This is a genomic window from Streptomyces sp. NPDC053427, assembly GCF_044544985.1.
GTDB lineage: Bacteria > Actinomycetota > Actinomycetes > Streptomycetales > Streptomycetaceae > Streptomyces.
The window spans coordinates 772,045-789,584 of the sequence record NZ_JBITYA010000003.1 but is presented as its reverse complement, the minus strand read 5'-3'; the positions used below and the strand labels follow the sequence as shown (position 1 = coordinate 789,584).

Annotated in this window: 17 protein-coding genes and 3 pseudogenes; 10 read left to right on the top strand and 10 right to left on the bottom strand. The window is 67.9% G+C overall.

Annotated features, from left to right (window positions below; translation table 11 throughout):
- The first annotated feature begins 708 nt into the window (after nt 1–708).
- Both ACIGWZ_RS11690 and ACIGWZ_RS11685 read left to right on the top strand, forming a co-directional pair.
- The gene (locus ACIGWZ_RS11690; RefSeq protein WP_400063226.1) at nt 709–1,401 is read left to right on the top strand and encodes a hypothetical protein; all 693 of its coding nucleotides are present in this window, start codon (nt 709–711) and stop codon (nt 1,399–1,401) included.
- A 399-nt stretch (nt 1,402–1,800) separates the two neighbouring features.
- Nucleotides 1,801–2,067 carry a hypothetical protein gene (locus ACIGWZ_RS11685; RefSeq protein WP_400063224.1) on the top strand — a complete coding sequence of 89 codons (267 nt, stop codon included), beginning with the start codon at nt 1,801–1,803 and terminating at the stop codon, nt 2,065–2,067.
- Nucleotides 2,068–2,255: 188 nt separating this feature from the next.
- On the opposite strand, the gene ACIGWZ_RS11680 is transcribed toward ACIGWZ_RS11685, so the two are convergent.
- Both ACIGWZ_RS11680 and ACIGWZ_RS11675 read right to left on the bottom strand, forming a co-directional pair.
- Nucleotides 2,256–2,561, bottom strand: a complete 306-nt coding sequence (locus ACIGWZ_RS11680; protein ID WP_400063222.1) for a hypothetical protein — start codon at nt 2,559–2,561, stop codon at nt 2,256–2,258.
- A 237-nt stretch (nt 2,562–2,798) separates the two neighbouring features.
- Nucleotides 2,799–3,620, bottom strand: a complete 822-nt coding sequence (locus ACIGWZ_RS11675) for a hypothetical protein (protein ID WP_400063218.1) — start codon at nt 3,618–3,620, stop codon at nt 2,799–2,801.
- A 1,012-nt stretch (nt 3,621–4,632) separates the two neighbouring features.
- Here ACIGWZ_RS11675 and ACIGWZ_RS11670 point away from each other — a divergent pair.
- The 4 genes and pseudogenes from ACIGWZ_RS11670 to ACIGWZ_RS11655 form a co-directional block, all read left to right on the top strand.
- A complete protein-coding gene (locus tag ACIGWZ_RS11670; protein ID WP_400063216.1) occupies nt 4,633–5,595 on the top strand; it encodes a zinc-binding alcohol dehydrogenase family protein in 963 nt (320 codons plus the stop codon).
- A 299-nt stretch (nt 5,596–5,894) separates the two neighbouring features.
- Nucleotides 5,895–6,428: a hypothetical protein gene (locus ACIGWZ_RS11665; protein WP_400063214.1), complete on the top strand. Its 534-nt coding sequence runs from the start codon at nt 5,895–5,897 to the stop codon at nt 6,426–6,428.
- 523 nt (nt 6,429–6,951) lie between these two features.
- Nucleotides 6,952–7,500 carry a hypothetical protein gene (locus ACIGWZ_RS11660; RefSeq protein ID WP_400063212.1) on the top strand — a complete coding sequence of 183 codons (549 nt, stop codon included), beginning with the start codon at nt 6,952–6,954 and terminating at the stop codon, nt 7,498–7,500.
- A 288-nt stretch (nt 7,501–7,788) separates the two neighbouring features.
- Nucleotides 7,789–7,958, top strand: a pseudogene (locus tag ACIGWZ_RS11655) (IS5/IS1182 family transposase); the annotation flags it as partial.
- Between the two features lie 24 nt (nt 7,959–7,982).
- On the opposite strand, the gene ACIGWZ_RS11650 reads toward ACIGWZ_RS11655, so the two are convergent.
- Nucleotides 7,983–8,489 (bottom strand): hypothetical protein, encoded by a 507-nt coding sequence (locus ACIGWZ_RS11650; RefSeq protein WP_400063302.1) that lies wholly within the window; start codon nt 8,487–8,489, stop codon nt 7,983–7,985.
- Nucleotides 8,490–8,895: 406 nt separating this feature from the next.
- Nucleotides 8,896–9,690, bottom strand: a complete 795-nt coding sequence (locus tag ACIGWZ_RS11645; RefSeq protein WP_400063210.1) for an alpha/beta fold hydrolase — start codon at nt 9,688–9,690, stop codon at nt 8,896–8,898.
- Nucleotides 9,691–9,843: 153 nt separating this feature from the next.
- Here ACIGWZ_RS11645 and ACIGWZ_RS11640 point away from each other — a divergent pair, with 153 nt between their 5' ends.
- The gene (locus tag ACIGWZ_RS11640; RefSeq protein ID WP_400063208.1) at nt 9,844–10,740 is read left to right on the top strand and encodes a LysR family transcriptional regulator; all 897 of its coding nucleotides are present in this window, start codon (nt 9,844–9,846) and stop codon (nt 10,738–10,740) included.
- Nucleotides 10,741–11,062: 322 nt separating this feature from the next.
- On the opposite strand, the pseudogene ACIGWZ_RS11635 reads toward ACIGWZ_RS11640, so the two are convergent.
- The 3 genes and pseudogenes from ACIGWZ_RS11635 to ACIGWZ_RS11625 all read right to left on the bottom strand — a co-directional run.
- Nucleotides 11,063–11,293 (bottom strand): annotated as a pseudogene (locus ACIGWZ_RS11635) (DUF6009 family protein); the annotation flags it as partial.
- Nucleotides 11,294–11,371: 78 nt separating this feature from the next.
- Nucleotides 11,372–11,485, bottom strand: a pseudogene (locus ACIGWZ_RS11630) (IS481 family transposase); the annotation flags it as partial.
- A gap of 108 nt (nt 11,486–11,593) precedes the next feature.
- Nucleotides 11,594–12,565: an SDR family NAD(P)-dependent oxidoreductase gene (locus ACIGWZ_RS11625; protein ID WP_400063207.1), complete on the bottom strand. Its 972-nt coding sequence runs from the start codon at nt 12,563–12,565 to the stop codon at nt 11,594–11,596.
- 55 nt (nt 12,566–12,620) lie between these two features.
- Between ACIGWZ_RS11625 and ACIGWZ_RS11620 the strand changes: the two genes are divergently transcribed.
- Entirely contained in the window at nt 12,621–13,043 is a 423-nt protein-coding gene (locus ACIGWZ_RS11620) for a MerR family transcriptional regulator (RefSeq protein ID WP_400063205.1), read from the top strand.
- Between the two features lie 376 nt (nt 13,044–13,419).
- Nucleotides 13,420–13,827: a DUF3052 domain-containing protein gene (locus ACIGWZ_RS11615; protein ID WP_400063202.1), complete on the top strand. Its 408-nt coding sequence runs from the start codon at nt 13,420–13,422 to the stop codon at nt 13,825–13,827.
- 216 nt (nt 13,828–14,043) lie between these two features.
- Here the strand turns inward: ACIGWZ_RS11615 and ACIGWZ_RS11610 are convergent, their stop codons facing one another.
- Nucleotides 14,044–14,877, bottom strand: coding sequence for an SDR family NAD(P)-dependent oxidoreductase (locus ACIGWZ_RS11610; protein WP_400063200.1), 834 nt, complete (start codon nt 14,875–14,877; stop codon nt 14,044–14,046).
- Entirely contained in the window at nt 14,874–15,506 is a 633-nt protein-coding gene (locus ACIGWZ_RS11605) for a TetR/AcrR family transcriptional regulator (RefSeq protein WP_400063198.1), read from the bottom strand. The genes ACIGWZ_RS11610 and ACIGWZ_RS11605 overlap by 4 nt, the downstream gene beginning before the upstream one ends.
- A 54-nt stretch (nt 15,507–15,560) precedes the next feature.
- Between ACIGWZ_RS11605 and ACIGWZ_RS11600 the strand changes: the two genes are divergently transcribed.
- Nucleotides 15,561–16,280 carry an SDR family oxidoreductase gene (locus ACIGWZ_RS11600; RefSeq protein ID WP_400063196.1) on the top strand — a complete coding sequence of 240 codons (720 nt, stop codon included), beginning with the start codon at nt 15,561–15,563 and terminating at the stop codon, nt 16,278–16,280.
- 676 nt (nt 16,281–16,956) lie between these two features.
- Here the strand turns inward: ACIGWZ_RS11600 and ACIGWZ_RS11595 are convergent.
- The gene (locus tag ACIGWZ_RS11595; protein WP_400063194.1) at nt 16,957–17,529 is read right to left on the bottom strand and encodes a hypothetical protein; all 573 of its coding nucleotides are present in this window, start codon (nt 17,527–17,529) and stop codon (nt 16,957–16,959) included.
- Nucleotides 17,530–17,540: the final 11 nt, after the last annotated feature.

The window sequence follows — 17,540 nt, the reverse complement described above, 5'->3', positions numbered from 1 at the left end:
GGAACGTCCACGCCATGGCGGTGGCAACCATGTCGGTCCGCCCACAGAACGGTGATGATCCCGTCCTCGATCAGCGCCGCGCTCACCCCCTCCCCTGACCTGGCAGGAGACCGTGGGCGCCCGCATGCCTACCCCGGTCGAGACCGAGCGGCCCAGCCCGTCCAAGGGCATCCCACTGCTCCGGATCGTACGGACGACCGTGAGCCCGGACGGGACCGTGCTCGAGTCAACGACACCCGCATGTCAGCCGATGCATTCGAGGTCGGGTACCCGTCACCCGCCATCCCTGCGCCGAACTTCCCCGTTGAACCGACCCACCCACCAGCCTTACCGATTGGTTGAGGCAACGGCTCCCCATGACCGGGCCCCAGGGATGTCATGGCTGATGCTGCAGAGCCCGAAACAGCACAGGGCGCGACCAGGCACTGTGGTACCACCCGCAAGGCCGACGTGGGCTGACGCCCCCGCCTCAGCCCGCACTCTGGACACCCTGACCCGGCAAATTTTGCAGGTCAGAGTGTTCTGCTGCGGCGCCCCGACGCTTGCCGTCGACTACGGTGACGCAACCGGCGATCGGCAAACCTGGGGAGGGAACCGGTGAACAGACATCGAGCGATCGGGACGCTGGCGACGGTAGTGGTGGCGACTGCAGGCCTGGCGGGGTGCGGCGGCAACCGGAGCCAGGCGGGCGACGTACCGTCCCCGTCCGTGAGCCCTACCGCCGCACGGCAGAGCCCCACCACAGGCCCCGCGCTCACGACACCCCCGGGGCCGGCGACCGCACCCGGTCGCGACGCCGCTGCCCCGCCCCAGCAGACCTTCACCGGCCAGGAACTGCACAAGACGCTGCTGCCGGACTCTGCCTTCGGCCGGAACCTGGAGCCCGGCGAGTCACACACCACGGCCTTCGAAAGCACCCGTGAGCAGCGGCGAGGCCAGTGGGAATACTGTCTCTCCCCCCACGAGGACCCGGCCTGGCTGAGCCCGGCCTCCTACCGCGGAACGATCACGACAGCCATCTCGATGTTCGTGGACCGCAAGGCCAACGAAGGGCATGCAGTGGCCACACAGACACTCACGTCGCTGCCCCTCGCCTCGGCCCGCGACCTCCTGCGCGTCGAACAGAACATCATGCGGCACTGTCCCTCCTTCGCCTCCGACGCGGAAGCCGGCTCGGCCGGCGAGGAATACGCAGTGGAACCGCTCGAGGGAATCGGCGACGAGGCATACCTGGAGATCCACACACTGAACTACGAGGGCCGACACACCGAGCACAGGGTGCACGTCCGGGTCGGCGGTGTCCTGCTCACCGTCTCGGACGGCGAGGGCTCGGGCCGCAACCGCGCCATCGCCTGGGCCGCCCAACTCTCACGGAACGTGGGCAGCACCCTCTACCCCTGAGCTCAAGCTGAGCACCAAGCCCAAAACCGCACGCCCACAGTTCAAGAGTGCTGAGTCACCGGAACGGTGGCTCGCCTCAGCGGGTCGACCACGGCACGAGCCGTGCTCGTTGCCGGCCCGGCACTCATCACCGTCTTCAGCCTGTTCATCACAGCATGAGGCAACCGAAGCAACCCGCATCCGCCCGGCTCCGAAATGTGTCTGCCAGACGCGCCGGACAAGCCCCGCAGAACACTCTGATGAAGATATTTACTCGGACGAGTGATGCTCCGACACTTTGATATGAGCGCAGTGGTTAGGGGCTGTGGCAGTGCGTGATGAGCGTCCGAGGACGGGATGCTCCGGAGGCACGAGAGTCGTGCGCGCCGTTGAGCGCATCTGCTGGAAGGGGTACAGATCGTGAAGATCGCCAAGGCCGCTGCGGGTGTTATGGGCGTCGCGCTGGTTCTGGGGGCCGCATCCCCCGCACTCGCGGCTCCTGGGCCGCGCGGTGACGACCAGCTGGTGGACAGCAGCACTGTCCGCAAGAACGAAGTGAAGAACCCGCTCCGTGACATCAACGCCGACGTGTTGATCGGCCAGGTGAGCAAGGTCGCCGACAAGCTGAAGACGAAGAACGACCTCGCCTCCAAGACGAACGCCCTTGGCGTCGGCGGCACTCGCTGATCGTCGGCTGGTGAGACATCGGCGCTCCTGCCACAGGGGCGCCGAATCCACTTCCCGCCCCATCAACAACTGCGACCAGCGCGGTGACCGGGAACGTTCACCGGGCACGGAGCCATCCTCACAGGGCCGCACAGCGTGGAGAGGCCCCAGTTGAAACGGGCGGCCTCCACGGACTGTCTGCGTCTGGTTCAGCTCGTGTAGAAGCGGGCGGTCAGCACGTCGCGCAGGACACTGCCGGGCGTACGTGCCCTGCGCAGCCGTTCACGGATCACTTCGGCCTTGCCCCAACGGACCACTTCGGCCTTGCCCCAACGGATCACTTCGGCCTTGCCCCAACGGATCACTTCGGCCTTATCCCAGCAGATGCCGGTCCGGGTCCTCAGCTCCAGGATCCATCGGTCGATCTCCAGGGACTCGCTCGGATCGAAGCGGACTGTCGTCGGGATGGCGCCCTCTGCATTCGGGGCGGGCCGCGAGGTCATGCCGTACGTCATCAGACCTGTCCAACGAGCAGCCCTGCAGCAGGACTTCCTGGCCCACGGAGCAGCTGGGACGGCTTGTGTGAGGCGGTCCAGCCACATGAAGAGGGCCCGCACGAGCCGGGCACGGTTTTGGCGCAGCGGGCGGTGCCCTTCAGCGGTGCGGACAGGCCGCCGGCCGAAACCAGCGGGCAACCTCGCACGGGGTTCGCGTGTGCTCACGCGCTCTCCGACGTAGGGGTTCGCGTGTGCTCACGCGCTCTGCGACGTAAAAGTGGTGAGCGCAATAGCTGCGGCGTCTTTCGCGGGTCGTGACAGGTGCAGGGCGGTATGGAAGTAGCCGTCGGTCTCCCTGCCTCGAGGGTCCTCGCCGGCGGCAGTCACCGCGGCGATGGCATACCGCTGCTCATGCACACTCGTGAAACGGCGCTGCGGAAAGCTCAAACCAGCCACTTTCTCGGTGACGAGGCCGTACGGCGCCAGCCCATCAGCGATGTGGCGGTAGGAGCCGGTACGCAAAACGAACGCCGCGACCCACACCTGTTCGTGAGCGGCGGCGAGGAGCGGTTGAAAGGTGCTCGGGGACAGGAAACTCGCTCCCCCCGTGACGGTGACCAAAAGGGTCGGCTGCACGGCGCGCAGGAGAGCGCGGGTGGGCGAAGCCACTTCGAGGTTCTCGGTGAAGCCTTCGTCCAGCAGACCGACGGCGAGAGCGTAGGAGATGGCGTTCGCGGCAATGTCGAGCCCGATCACCCGGTGCGCGTCGGGACGTCGATGAGCCGCGTAATAGGCACGGTCCCACTCGATCAACTCCGCTGTCGTGAGCGCTGCGGCCTGCGGGGACGTGTAGTGGGCATACAGGTCCTCCAGGGTGAGGTCGTGGTTGAGAAGGGCCGCGTTGATCCCGTACGAGCAGCAGATGTCCAGCACAGTGACCGGGGCGGCGGCGCGGGCGGCGGCCACGCGCCGGAACACCCCCTGCGCATGGTGAGGCGTCTGATAGTCCCAGTGACCCAGGAGACGGAAGAAGCCTCGCGGGTCCGGCTCGTCGTACACCTCGTCGAACGAGGTCATCTCCGTCTGGCCGCAGGCAGCCCAATCGCCAGGTGCGGCACTTTCCAAGCTTCCTTGGCCGTGGTGGGGCGCATGAGTCATCGCAGTGTCCCTTCCTGGCTGCGGCCGCCCTGCATCCCGGCAAGGAGTACCGCTTGACCGAGGGGCGGGGAAGAGCGCATCGACGAATCCAGCCACAAACCCGCGGTCACGTCTCGAGAGTCTGAAGTGAAGCCCTCCTGGGCCACGCACCGGCCCGGAGCAACGTCCAGCAGGCGGACGGCGTGCAGGCAGGCGCGGAGGCAGGTCCGGTACGAGTGATGTCGTCGCGGCCGACGACAAACCCAATGGCCCGGATCCACTCGCACAACCCAAATCCCATCATGCCGCGGTATCCGGCATCGGGTATCCGGTGTCGGAGACGAAGGGGATGGAGCAGGTGCAGGGTCTTGAAGATCCGCCCGTAGTGCGCAGGACCCCCATCCTCAGGCACGGCCTCGTGGCCCATGCCGTACTTCCGCCGACAGGGTCCGCATCGCCGTCCCAGTGCACAGTCCCTGCACGCCGGATACAGCCCCCGCTGTTTCGGGCTGCGGCACACGGGCGCCACCTGACTGAACGTCGTCAACGACCAGGTCATGGGCCAGGGCGGCGTCGTCGTGCCCGGCTGACGGGGCGGCCGGTCACCGACGGCGTGATCGGCGGGCACGGCAGAACAGGCCGTCGTGCGGACGAGGACGAGCTCGGTGCTCGGCTTACACCTGGCGGCCCCCTTTGTTGACGCGCTATGCATTCGGCTCTGACCGCGATGGTGTGAATCCCCGATCAGCAGCACAAACAGCCAATCGTTACGTCACGGACTCGTAGGTCGGTCGTGCTGTTCGAGACGGCCGAAGATGTCGCACGCGCGCGGTGATGACGGACTCGTGAGCGGACCTGCCGTTGCCGTGTGCGCGCAGTGAATTGCCCGCCGTGATCGCCGAGTCCTGCGTAGTTTTGGAGAGAGCAGTGATCAGTCGTGGGAGAGGTGTTCATGCGTGCGATGCGGTTCGATCGGTTCGGCGGTCCGGAGGTTTTGACGGAGGCCGATCTGCCGGACCCGGTGGCCGTGCCGGGCGAGACCCTCGTCGAGGTGGAGGCCGCGGGCGTCAACTTCGGTGACATCAAACAGATGGCCGGCGAGCACACCGAAGGCCCGTACGCACCGAAGGCACGGCTGCCGCGCATCCCCGGGATGGAGGTCGTCGGCCGGACCGCGGGCGGCCGGCGGGTCCTCGGCTATGTTCCCCAGGGTGGCTACGCCGCGAAGACCATCGTCGCCGACCGCGACCTTGTCGCGTTACCGGAGCCGGTGAGCGCGGGCGAGGCCCTGGCTCTGCTCATACAGGGGCTGACGGCATGGCATCTGCTGCGCTCGGTCGCCCGGATACGGCCCGGCGAGAGCGTGGTCGTCCATGCTGCCGCGGGCGGAACCGGCAGTCTCGCCCTCCAGTTGGCCCGGGAGTTCGGGGCCGGACGCATCATCGCCACGGCGTCGTCCGACGACAAGCGCGCCTTTGCCCTCGAACGGGGCGCGGACGCGGCGATCGACGGCGACGCCGACGGCTACAAGGACCGCGTCCTCGACGCCAATCACGGCCGCCCGGTCGACATCATCCTCGACGCCATCGGCGGACCCGTCCTCGACTCCGCCTTGGACGCCCTCGGATACCTCGGCCGGCTGGTCACCTACGGTGCCTCCTCCCGGCAGGCCGCCTGCGCCATTGCCCCCAGCCGACTCGCGCTGGACACCATCACTGTCGCCGGCTTCTGGGTCGTCCCACTCATCACCCAGAACGGGGCCGGTGGTACGGCGCTTGAAGAATTGCTCGACCTCACGGCCCGGCGACGCCTGAGGCCGCTGGTCGGCGCCCAGTACGATCTCGGACGGGCTCGCGACGCACACGAAGACCTGCTCAGCCGCCGCACCAAAGGAAAACTTGTCCTCCTCCCCTGAGGCTCACAGCCTGACCGACAATTGATGGCGGGCACGTCGTGACATGAACATCAAGCAAGCCCGCAACCACGTCGCATCCAACCTTTCGCCGCGTCTCGCGCCAGCACCTCAGCGAGCTGATCGAACAAGCCCCGCCACGTTGGAAACACCCTGCGAGTCCGAACGCCACCAGCAGCGCCAGGCACTCGCCGACGGCATGCCCGAGCAGAGCCGACACACGGGCCGACATACGGGCCAGACCCAGGACACAGGAACGGCCGGCCCCCCTCCCGCATGCCTGCCGCCTGCTGCGCGGATGCATGCGCAGCGGTGAGGACATCGAGGACGTGGCGCAGGTGGTGATCGCCTCCCTGTGGGAGGTGGTGCACACCTTCCCGATTGCCCGGCGGCCGCGGATGGTCGCGGCAGGTCTGCGGCTGGAGTTGTGGCACCGGGTTTCGCGTGAGCTCAAGCGGGAGCTGGCGCCCTCTGAGCCTCTGGATGAGACGTGGGCTGCGGCGCTTGCGGGTGGTGTCGAGCCTGCGGACGCTGTCGAGCCGGCGCTGCTGGCGCGGGCCGCCGAGGCGACCGGCCTCCAGGCAGATGTGAGTGCGGTGGAGGAGCTGGAGGGGGCCCGCGGCGAAATGGTGGCGCTCCTGGTGTGGGCGCTGGAGCACGAGGTGCTCACCACGGAGGCGGCGTCCGGGATCTGCGACCACTACCGCGAGGGCGCGCCGCAGGATGCCGCGGCGGCATCGGCGTGGGGGGTGAGTCCGGTGGCGCTGCGTCGTCGGCGGAGCCGAGCAGTGGCGCGGCTGCGGCAGGCGGCGTCCCAGTGGGTCGAGGCGGCGTGAAGGCCGTCAGAAGTTTTCCGGGCGCTGTGTCACATCAGGGCCGATACCGCTCCCTTCTCTGTGTGCGCGGGGGGGGATTCCGCGCACCGAACACAGCGGAGGGAGCCGTCGTGAACGAGGGGCTGGGACATGAGGGAGACACCGTGGAGCTGAAGGCCTGGACATCCTCGACCCCGCGGTGACCTCACCCCACGCGCCCGACTCCCCCACCCAATAGCCTTCCGCCGCGGACACCATCACCCACCACGGTGCAGCCGCGCAGCCGCCGAAGGATCAGAAGTGCCGTTCCTGAGATAGCGGCACGGGGCGGGGTGTGCCGCCCCATGACAGCCGCACCCGCCGCAGAAACCGCCCACGTCAGTTACCCGATCCCCCAGTCCGGCCACCACCAGCACAACACGCTAATCTGACATGCCGTCACTGACACCGGCCACTGACACCGAACCGGCACATCGCAGCGGAACGAAGCAAGGGACAGGACATGGCCTACCGGACACGACGGCGAGTACTGCGACACTCCCCGATGGCCGACGAAATCAACGAGTTGGCGCAGTCGTACAGCTGGCCTGTCGTGTACGAAGCCGACCGGAACTTCGACCGGGGAAAGGGGCGCGAGGTGAATTGGGGGGTGACGCGGGAAGTGGTGCTCGGCTACCTGGAAAGTCACATCTCCAACGACTGCTGCATCGTCGCCGTCGGCAAGGATCCCGAGCTCGCCGAGCGAGTCATCCGGCAAATGGATGACGACCTGGAAGACGAAATCGAGAGCTTCGCCGAGCTGCTGGCAGCGATTCAGGACGACGAGGATCCGCGCCACCTCGCCCAGTCCCTGGTCCGGGCCGGGTTCGGTGCGCCGCGCGAGTTCGACCAGGAATTCTTCGCTGCCTTCGCCAAGGCTGCCCGTGAACACGACGAATACCGGGTTCGGGACATCGCCGTCTCGTCTGTCGTCTACATCGAATGGCCGGAGTTCAAGCCGTTGCTCGAAGAGATCCAGGTGCACGACTCCGAGGAACAGGTGCGAGCCAGAGCCACCATCGTCCTTCGTGCGTACGAGGCGGCCGGCATGTAGCCGCCTGGGCGTAGGGCCAGTGCGGCAACCCATGGGGCCGACCGGGCCATCCGGGCGGTTCAAGCAGTACCGCCTTCACCTCCACCAACAGCAGGCACCTTCACGAGACGCACCGGCATGCCGCGGCCGGGCCGATGGCGCCGGGGCCGTACTCGGCTGGTGAGACAACCGCAGCTTCCACCAGCCGCGCAACCTCAGACTGCGCCGCCTCATTCCTCCGCAGGGAGGCACCTACCGCGAGATCCCCGGATCATCACCAGCAGCTACCCCGAGGCCTTCGCTCTCACCGGCCTCCTCCTGGCCGTGCTGGTCACCGCCGCCGCGTCTCCGACAATGCCGGCGGCATTCATGTGCTTTCAAACATCGCCGCTGACCACCCGCGCATCAGCAGGGCATGGGCCGGTACCGGCTATCGGACCACAGTCATCGACCACGGCGCCCGCCTCGGGGTCGATGTGGTTGCTGCTCAAGGTTTAGAGGGTTTACGCCGCCTGCGACGCTCCGCAGGTACGACAGCGGATCCGGCTCAAGGTGCAGGCGGTCCCGCAAGGGCTCCAGTCACGGCATCGATGGCATTCCTCGCCGTCGTGTTCCTCGGTGGCTACCGTCCAGCACCTGTTGCAGATCCAGCACCCATCGCTGCGCTGCCTGGCACGGTCCATGTCGTTCCACAGGAAGTGGAACGCGTCACTTACGCGATACCCACCGCCTTCGATGCGTACGGTGCCCGGATGCAGAATGCGCTGGTCATAGTCGGCCGTCCGCCGAACCAGAAGAGCCCGCGCCTCACTCATCGCGGCCAGAGCGGCATCCAGGTCGGACTCCTCCACCATCCACTGGCGCCCGACCTTCATCGCCGGGATGGTGTGGCCGTGGATCGAAACCCCGTTGCCTCGCTGGGCTGACCGTCGATACCAGTCGTAGGCGTTGCCGTGCGCGCCCGGCTCCCGCTTGTACCGGTCGATTGCCTCGGACAGGGGGATATGCATGCGTGTGACCGTAGCCGGAGCGTGGAGCGGGTGGGGCGTGTTCTCACGAACGGTGGATGCCTTGGTAGTCATCCATGCCGCTCACGTTGCACTGCACGGGCTCAAGGTTCGCCGTCACCGGGCACCGACGCTGGTGCGCTGTCACCGGGCACCGACGCTGCTGTGACCGAGTGCTTCGGTCGGTGGATGAGCGCTGGAGTTGGCGGGCTGAGCACTTCAGTTGTCGGGTACATGCGGCTTTTCGAGAGAGGTGGCTTCCAGTCGAGCGGCCTGACCTCTCACATTCCCGGCTGTCGGCGGCGAAGCGAGGGAAGGCGTCGAGGCAGCGGCCGGTCGCACGTTGTTGCGGCATCTGGTCGCGGTCGCCGACTGACCGGGACAGCCTCCGTGGGCTCGTCCGGGCGGGTCACGAGGTGGCGCGGGCGGCCTGGGCCATCCGCGCAAGCACGGCGCGCAGTGCGGTGTTGAACCGGTCGGGGAGCTCCTGGTGTGGCATGTGGGCGGCGCCGTTGATCACGCTGACCGCGGCTCCGGGGGTGAGGGCGGCGCAGGTTCGGGCCACCTCCAGGGGGATCGCCGTGTCCAGCTCACCGTGGATGTAGTGGATCGGCACGTGCAGTCCGGGCAGTGTCGGGCGGGGGTCGTAGCCGTCGGCGGTGGCCTGGTGCTCGTCGATGTAGACGCCGGAATCCAGGATCTGGCGGACCGTCCAGTCGATGAGCGCGGACTCGGTGCCCGGCGCGTACCACCCCGGCACCCAGCCTGCGACCGTACCGGCCCGGTCGCGGCGCAGGGCGGCCACAAGCTCCGCCTGAGCCTGCACCTGCGTCGACGGCCAGTACCCCGGCGCCCCCACCGGAACCACACCTGCGATCAACTCAGGGCGCCGTATGGCCAGTTCAGTGGCGAAGGACCCGCCGATCGACGAGCCGATGACTACCGGCCGGTCCAGCCGCAGCGCGCCGATCAGCGCCACCAGGTCGCTGACCACCCCGGAGGTGGTGTTGCCCCGGACGGGGCGGGCCGACCGCCCGCAGCCCCGCCAGTCGACGGTGACCACCCGGTGGTCCCGGGTGAAGTCGGGCAGCTGGGCGCCCCAGGTCCGGCCGCTGGTCCCCCAGCCGTGCAGGAACAGCAGCGCCGGGCCGGTCCCCTCGTCCTCGTAGTAGAGCGTGGTGTCGTTGACGTCCAGGCTGGGCATGGCTCTCCTCTGCCTCGTGGGCCCTGGCGGGCCGCGCGGTTCGTGACGTCCCCAGCCAATCGCGATCACCTCCGCCGGCCAATAAGCGATTCCCGCCTACACTGATCGCAAACGGTGATCAATTCTGGTCACGGGGAACAGAGGCCGGGGGCCATGGAACTGCGTCAGCTGCGCTACTTCCTCACCGTGGCGGAGGAACTGCACTTCGGCCGTGCCGCCGACCGGTTGCACATCGTGCAGTCCTCGGTCAGCCAGCAGCTCCGCCGGCTCGAACGCGAGCTGGGTACCGAACTGTTCGCCCGCTCCACCCGCATCGTCCGCCTCACCGAGGCCGGCAACCGGCTCCTCCCCTACGCCAGGGAGATGCTCGCCCTCCAGGCACGCGCCCGGGAGGCCATCGACGAACTGTGCGCCGAACAGGCCGCGACGGTGCGCCTCGGCACCAGCTCGGGGCTGGGTGCCTGGCTGGACGCCGTACTCACCGCGTTCACCTCCCACACCGGCCACGCCCAGCTGGAACTCGTCACCAGCAGTACCGAGGAACGTCTGGCGCAGGTGCGGGCCGGTGACCTCGACGCCGCCCTGCTGCGCGGTGAACGGACCGACCCTGGGCTGGAGTTCCTGCCGCTGTGGCAGGACGCGCTCATGGCTGCGCTGCCCGCAGGCCACGAGCTGGCCACGCGGGAGACCGTCGAACTGGCCCGGCTCGCGGATCTGCCGCTGCGGCTCTCCCCGCACTCCCGCAACCCCGCGCTCCACGACCTGGTGATGCGCTCCTGCCGGGCGGCCGGCTACACGCCCGTCCTGGGCCCGGAGTTCACCAACGACCAGGACACCCTCGCCGCCATCGGCTACGGCAAACCATCCTGGACGGTCTTCTACGCCCCGCTCGCCGATCAGCTTTCCGTTCCCGGCGTGGTGTTCCTTCCCCTGACCGGACCGTCGCCGGTCATGCAGACCTACCTCGCGGTACGGAACGGTCCGCCCCGGGCCGCGCTGCGTGCCCTGATCGAAGCCTGCTACGAGGCCGTCGAGGGAGCCCGCGCTTAGGGCCTGGCTGCCGCTTGCCCGAGATGTTCAGCCTCGGCCATTGACTTGAACGTGATGCCGCTGGCCTGTCCAACAACGGACGGAGCCGTCGACCTCACCGCTCAACAAGCCGGCCACCACTACCGGCCCGCCGGCGGCGAACAACTGCTTCACTGAGCGAGCACTCGTCCAGGCTCGCCACCTGCATCGATGAGAGCGTCCTCACCTCCATGTGCCTCTGTTCAGACCCTCAGGGCTATCTCCGAGAATCTGCAGGTCAGAGTGCGTCGTTGCGACGAGCAGGAACAGGAGGAACAGGAGGGGCTGAGCTTCAGACATGGCGTCAGGCCTTGAGAAGCGTCATGCCCATCTCGCGCCTGGCGGCGAGGCAGGGCCGCCTTCGGAACGTTCGGTCTTGTAGCCCTTGCTCGGGGCGCGATCGTGCGAAGGTCGACGGCTTCGGAGGGCGCACCGGTGGTGTAGAGGCCGTCGGGTTGCCGGTCGCGGTCGTGAGGGCGAGCCAGAAGACGCGGCGCAGGAAAGTGCCGCAGGCGCGGGAGGCTTGGGCGGTGGGGTGGCCCTCGAACTGCTTCGCCATCAGAAAGCCGGGCGGGGCCGCGTCGGTGTAGTCGCCGAGCAGTTTGACGAGGAGTACCCACTGGGAGGCGCATGCCCTCGAGATGCTCATCTCGGCGGCGACGTGCGCAATCGGGCGAGTGCGGCAGCGTTCCATGAGCCGTCGTCGGCCCTCGACCGTAAGGTGCATTGGGGTGCGGCATGCCTAGATCCCTTTGCCCCCCGACGACGTTTTGCCGGCGGGTTTGCTCGAGATGGCCGTGATGAACCCGCGCTTCGGCATCCACCGAGCGCGGGTTCATCGGGTGATCGGCGTGGCGCCGGTCGCGGCGAGAGACAGGTCCCAGAGGCGCGTTGCCGCGTCGGGGGCGACGGCGTAGGCACGGACGCCGCCGGCGTCCATGGGGGTGCCGTGGGCGGAGACGCGGGCGACGTCGCAGTCCTCCAGGTAGAGACCGCCGCGACCGTCGAGGAGCGGGGACGTGGCGGCCCACAGGCCAGTGGCTGCCCCCTGGGAAGGGGTCTTGAAACCGTCGCCGATGACGTTGCCGTGTTCGTCCACCCAGCCGCGGTCGATCTGCGCCTGCAGCGTCATCTCCCGCTGGAGCCCGGTGATGATCTTGCCAGGATGGAGGGCGAACGCCCGTACGCCGTCGCCTTGCCCAAGGGTGTCGAGATGTACCGCGAACAGGGAGTTGGCAGTCTTGGCCTGGCCGTAGGCCAGCCACTTGTCGTAGCCGGTGCGGAAGTGCGGATCGTGCCAGCGGATGTCGGTCAGGGTGTGTCCAGCGGAGCTGTTGACGACGACGCGCGCGCCGCCTGCGGCGGCCAGGCGCGGGTAGAGCTCGCAGGCGAGGGTGAAGTGCCCGAAGTGGTTGGCGGTGAGCTGGCCTTCCCAGCCGGGCCCCACGCGCCGCTCCGGGGTGGCCATGACTCCGGCGACGGCCATCAGGAGGTCGAGCCTGTCGAGACGGTCGCTGATGTGCGCGGCGGCAGTGCGCACGCTGTCGAGATCGGCCAGGTCCATGGGGATGACCTCACAGTTCTTCACCTCCATCAGGGCGGCACGAGCGACATCCGGGCGGCGGGCGGGAACGATGACCCGGGCTCCGACGGCCGTCAGAGCCCGGGTGGTCGCCAGCCCGAGCCCGGAGTAGCCCCCGGTCACCACGGCGGTCCTGCTCGAAAGGTCATGGCCGGCCACGATGTCCTCGGAGGTGGTGGCAGCGGAGAAGGGAGAGCCGAGCGGCTGCTGATCAGTAATGGTCATGCCGCAGACGCTACGATCTAGAGCGAGGTCTAGATCAAATCCAGGAGTGAGCGGCATGACGACCGCCGAGGATGCCCTGCAGTCGCTGAGCATCGGCGAGGTGGCCGAGCGGACCGGGCTGAGCGTGCATGCCCTGCGCTTCTACGAGCGCGAGGGCCTGATCGTCGGACCGGTCCAGCGCACGTCGGGCGGCCGACGGCGCTACACCTCCTTCGATGTCGAGTGGCTGCTGATCTGCGTCAAGCTCCGCGAATCCGGCATGCCTCTCGCCGACCTCAAGCACTTCGCCGAACTGGTACGCCGCGGACCGGGCAACGAGGCGGAACGCCTGCAACTACTCGACGCCCATCGACAGCGCGTCGACACACAGATCCAGGCACTGGAGGAGTGCCGGTCCGTCATCGCCTGGAAGGTCGACGTCTACGCCGAGCACCTCGCTCGCGGCGAAGCCGGCGGACTCTGGGACCCGACACCCTGACGCAAGCGTGGACAACTGCATCGTGTGCGATGCACTGGCGACGGCGTGACAAGCCGTCACGCCACAACTCCAAAAGCCTGCCCTGCCGAAAGCGCCAACAACGCCCTGACCTGCAACAACTAGGACCACGAGCAGCAGCACACCGCTGCACATCACCGCGGAACAACAGGATAAGAAGCAGTACCAGGCCGCTGCCGCCCTGTCTCAGCTGTCTCAGCGAAGGTTGACCGGTCTCCCTGCATCGCGACCTCGCGCCTGGAACAGGCTTTTCGGCTCGGTGTGGCCTCAAGCGAATGCGCCACCCATCACCACTCTGGGTGTCTGATTGACTACAGAGCAGACGCGACAGGCGCGTCCAGCGACACCGGAGGCAGTGATGACCACAGAAGAGCGGACCAACCCTGCGGCCCGGCTGGGCTTCCAGCCCGGCCAGGTCGTCCAGGAGATCGGCTTCGACGCCGACACCGACCAGGACCTGCGCGCGGGCATCGAGGAGATCACCGGCAACAACCTGGTCGACGAGGATCACGACGACGTCGCCGATGCCGTCCTGCTGTGGTTCCGCAATGACGACGGTGACCTCACCGACGCCCTGGTCGACGCCATCGGACTGCTCGAAGACGGCGGAGACATCTGGCTGTGCACCCCGAAGACCGGACGGAACGGATACATCGAACCCAGCGACATCAACGAAGCAACGCAGACCGCCGGCCTCTCCCAGACCAAGTCCATCAGCGTCGCCAAAGATTGGACCGGCACCCGCACAGTCGCCCCCAAGCGGTAACTGCCCAGCCCCACAGTCAGGCCCGCCCCCACATACGGCGGCGAGCCTGACACCTCCATTCAGCCCCCGTGCGGCAGCCCCCACGGGCGGCGGCAACGGGCATGCAGACAGGCCGATCACAAGAAGCGGATCACGACGGGCCGTAGTCTGCGGCCCTGGTCCTGCGAGCATCGGGCAGGACGGCGGCCATGCCCACGGCCTCAACGTCAGCGGCACTCAACACAGCGGGCTCTCGGTTTTGGTGAGTTCCAGGCTCGCCTGCCACAGACGCAGTCGGTTCTCGCTGTCGTATGCCTGGGAATGCGCGCGTACGTCGCGGGTGCGGTCATAGAAGCGTCCGGTGGTGCCGGCGAGTGCCGGATCGGTGACGAGCCGACGGGTGGCGGTCACCCCTTCTTCCAGCGTGTCGATGCTGTGTCCGATCTCGGCGAGGACAATCTTGGTCGGCATGTAGGTGGCGGGGTGGAGGCTGTTGACCGTGACCTCGTCGGCGGGCAGGCGTGCGGCGAGCTCGAAGCCGGACGTGATCTGGGCGAGCTTGCTCTGGCCGTAGGCCCGGATGCCGTCGTAGTCGTGCTCCAGCATCAGATTCTCGAAGTCGAGCGGGTGCTGGCCGATGGAGGCGACGTTGACGATGCGGGCCGGGGCTGACGCGCGCAGCAGCGGCAGGAGTTCGAGGGTGAGCAGGAAGCCGGCGAGGTAGTTGACGGCGAAGCGCAGCTCGTGGCCGTCGGCGCTGGTGCGGCGGGTGCGGCCGTCCGGTTGCCCGCCGCCGATGCCGGCGTTGTTCACCAGGACGTCGAGTCGGCCCACCGATGCGCGAATCTCAGCGGCCATGCGGCGGACCTGGTCGAGGTCGGCGAGATCCGCGGTCGCGGTCCGGGGCCTGGATACGCCGCGGGCCGTGAACTGGTCTGCGATGCGGTCGAGTTTGGCCTGGTTGCGGCCGTGCAGGATCAGGTCGGCGCCGTCGGCTGCCAGGCGTTCGGCCAGGGCCAGGCCGAGGCCGTCGGTGGCGCCGGTGATGAGGATGGCGGGGGAAAGGGTCATTGCTGGTCTCCCAGGTCGATCGCTGCGTTGGTCGGGGGTTGTGCGGCCTGTGTGAGGGTGGCCGTGAGCTCCTCGACGAGGTCGTCGCCCATGGGCTGGCGCGTGGCCAGGAGGCGGTACCACAAGGTGCCGAACACGATGTCCAGGACGGTGGACGCAGCAGGGCGGGGCGGCAGGTCGCCCCGCGTCCGGGCCCGATCGAGGACGACCTGGAGCGCGTCGCGCCGCCGCTGCAGAAAGGCGCTGCGGAAGAGCTGGCCGAACTCCTCGTTGATCTGGGCCTCCGCCATCAGGACGCGCAGGATCTCGACGACGCGCTGCTGGCGGCCGAGCTGGAACGTGTCCTCCAGGAAGGCCCGTACGTCGTCGGCATAGGAGCCATGGTCGGCGTTGGTGACGTACAGATCGGCTTTCACTGCGAGTGCTTCGAGGAGGACGTGGGCCCTGGAGGGCCACCAGCGGTAGATCGTCTGTTTGCCGCATCCGGCGCGGTTGGCGATTCCTTCGATCGTCAGGCCCGCATAGCCGACCTCGCCGACCAGTTCAAACGCCGCGACCAGGATCGCCAACCGGCTCTCCTCGCTGCGCTTGCGTCCCGGGCGTGACTCCGAAGGGGGTTGCTTGTCCATGACCATGGAGGCTAGCTTAATTCGAGACGCAGCGGTTCGAAATAAGGAGATCCCATGTCCCAGCGCACTGCCCTCGTGGTCGGGGGAACGTCCGGAATCGGGCTCGCAACGGCCCGCCTGCTCCAGGCACGTGGCGCCACGGTGCACATCACCGGCCGCAGCAAGGAACGCCTTGACGCCCTTGCCCTCACCGACGCCGGACTGGTCGGGCACCGGGCCGACGCCGGAAACCCTGACGAGATGAGCGCCCTCGCCGAAGCGACCGGAAGCGTCGACTGGCTGGTCCTGGCCGCTGGTGGAAGCGAAGGGCCGGGGCCGGTAGCCGATCTCGACCTGACGATGTTGCGACGCGCGTTCGAGGCCAAGTTCTGGCCGCACATCACCACCATCCAGGCGGTCCTGCCGCACCTCACACCGGACGGGTCGATCACCCTGCTCAGCGCCATCACCGCGCGGACCGGCATGCCAGGAACCGCCGGCATCGCCGCCCTCAACGGCGCCGTCGAGGCCCTGGTCAGGCCACTGGCCGCGGAACTCGCTCCGATACGGGTGAACGCCGTCTCTCCCGGACTCGTCGACACGCCCTGGTGGAACGGCCTGCCGGAAGACGCCAAGCGCGAGTACTTCACACAAACGGCCACCACTCTGCCGGTCCGCCACATCGCCTCGGCACAGGAGATCGCCGAGGTGGTAGCTCTGGCCGCCACCAATGCCAACCTCACTGGCACCATCATCGAGACCGACGGGGGCGCACGCCTGGTCTCGCTCGGCTGACCCGCTCACCGCACCGCGGAGCCCTGCCCCGCCACCCCATCTCGGCAGCGCAGGACACCGACACTCAAAGCCCAACACCCAACTGGCCCCGGCAGCAATTCACGCCCGGCGAAAACCTTCTCGGCCACGACGACGGCGTTGCTGGACCTCGACACCGCACAGTAGACAGCCGAGTGCAGTAACACCTCGACCATCCCAGAGGGGGCAGGCCGACGTTGAGCGCAGCGTTGATACGTACTTCAAGCTCGATCGCACAACCACCGAGCGCAGCAAGCCGAAGTGACCAGCGGACCGTCACGCAGCGACCGACACCACCACCAAGACCCAATGACCAACCCCAGAAACACCTCCAGACGAAACCACTAAGCTTTCCCTGACCTTTTCAACCGCACGTGCTGAGTAAGGGCTTCTCATCCTGAGTGCCGGGCGATCTCCATGGCGTGAACGGCGGCGATGGCCCGGCTGATGCAGCTGGCACTGCACCACACTTTGCGCAAGACCCTCCGCTGCTTCAGGCGGGCAAAGGCCCGCTCTCCTGGGGCCCGGAGGCAGGCGAGAGCCCGGCAGAGATCACGCGGCTGCACGACGTGACGATGCGCCTTCCGCACTGAGCACCAGCGCGCTGAACACGAAGGAGCCCCGGACGCACTGTCCGGGGCTCCTTGCTGTTCGGGGGTCAGGCCAGGAGGAACGCCGCGGCGGTGGCGGCGCCGAGAGTTGCGCCAGCCACCGTCTGGGCGACGGTGTGGTACGTCAGCGCCACACGAGACCAGCACACGGCTGCGGTGAGGATGAAGGCGAGCAGCCACCACGGGGAATGGACGACGGCGAGCATCGCGACGACGGCGGAGGCGACCGCGCTGTCCACGCTGATCTTCCAGACCAGGTTGATGGTCAGGAGTCCGATGGTCATGGCCCACAGGGCGAGCATCGCGATGAGGATGCCGGTCGGCGCATGTCCAAGGACCATAGCGAGCGAACCGAGGCCGATGGACGCCAGGATGACCACGAAGATGGGGGCCCGCTTCGTGCGGTCCACCACGTGACGGTCGCCCCAGGTGCCCCTCTTACGCTCCCACTCGATGTAGGCCGCGGGGATGATGCCGGCGCACAGCGCGCCGAGCAGACCCCAAGGGATGCCGGTCCAGTCGCCAGCGGCTGCGACGCCGATGCCCAGCATGCCGGCCAGCAGAACGTTGCGGGGCTGCAGTATGTCGGTGACGGCCCTGGCCGCCGTGGTGATGGTCATGCGGTTGCTCC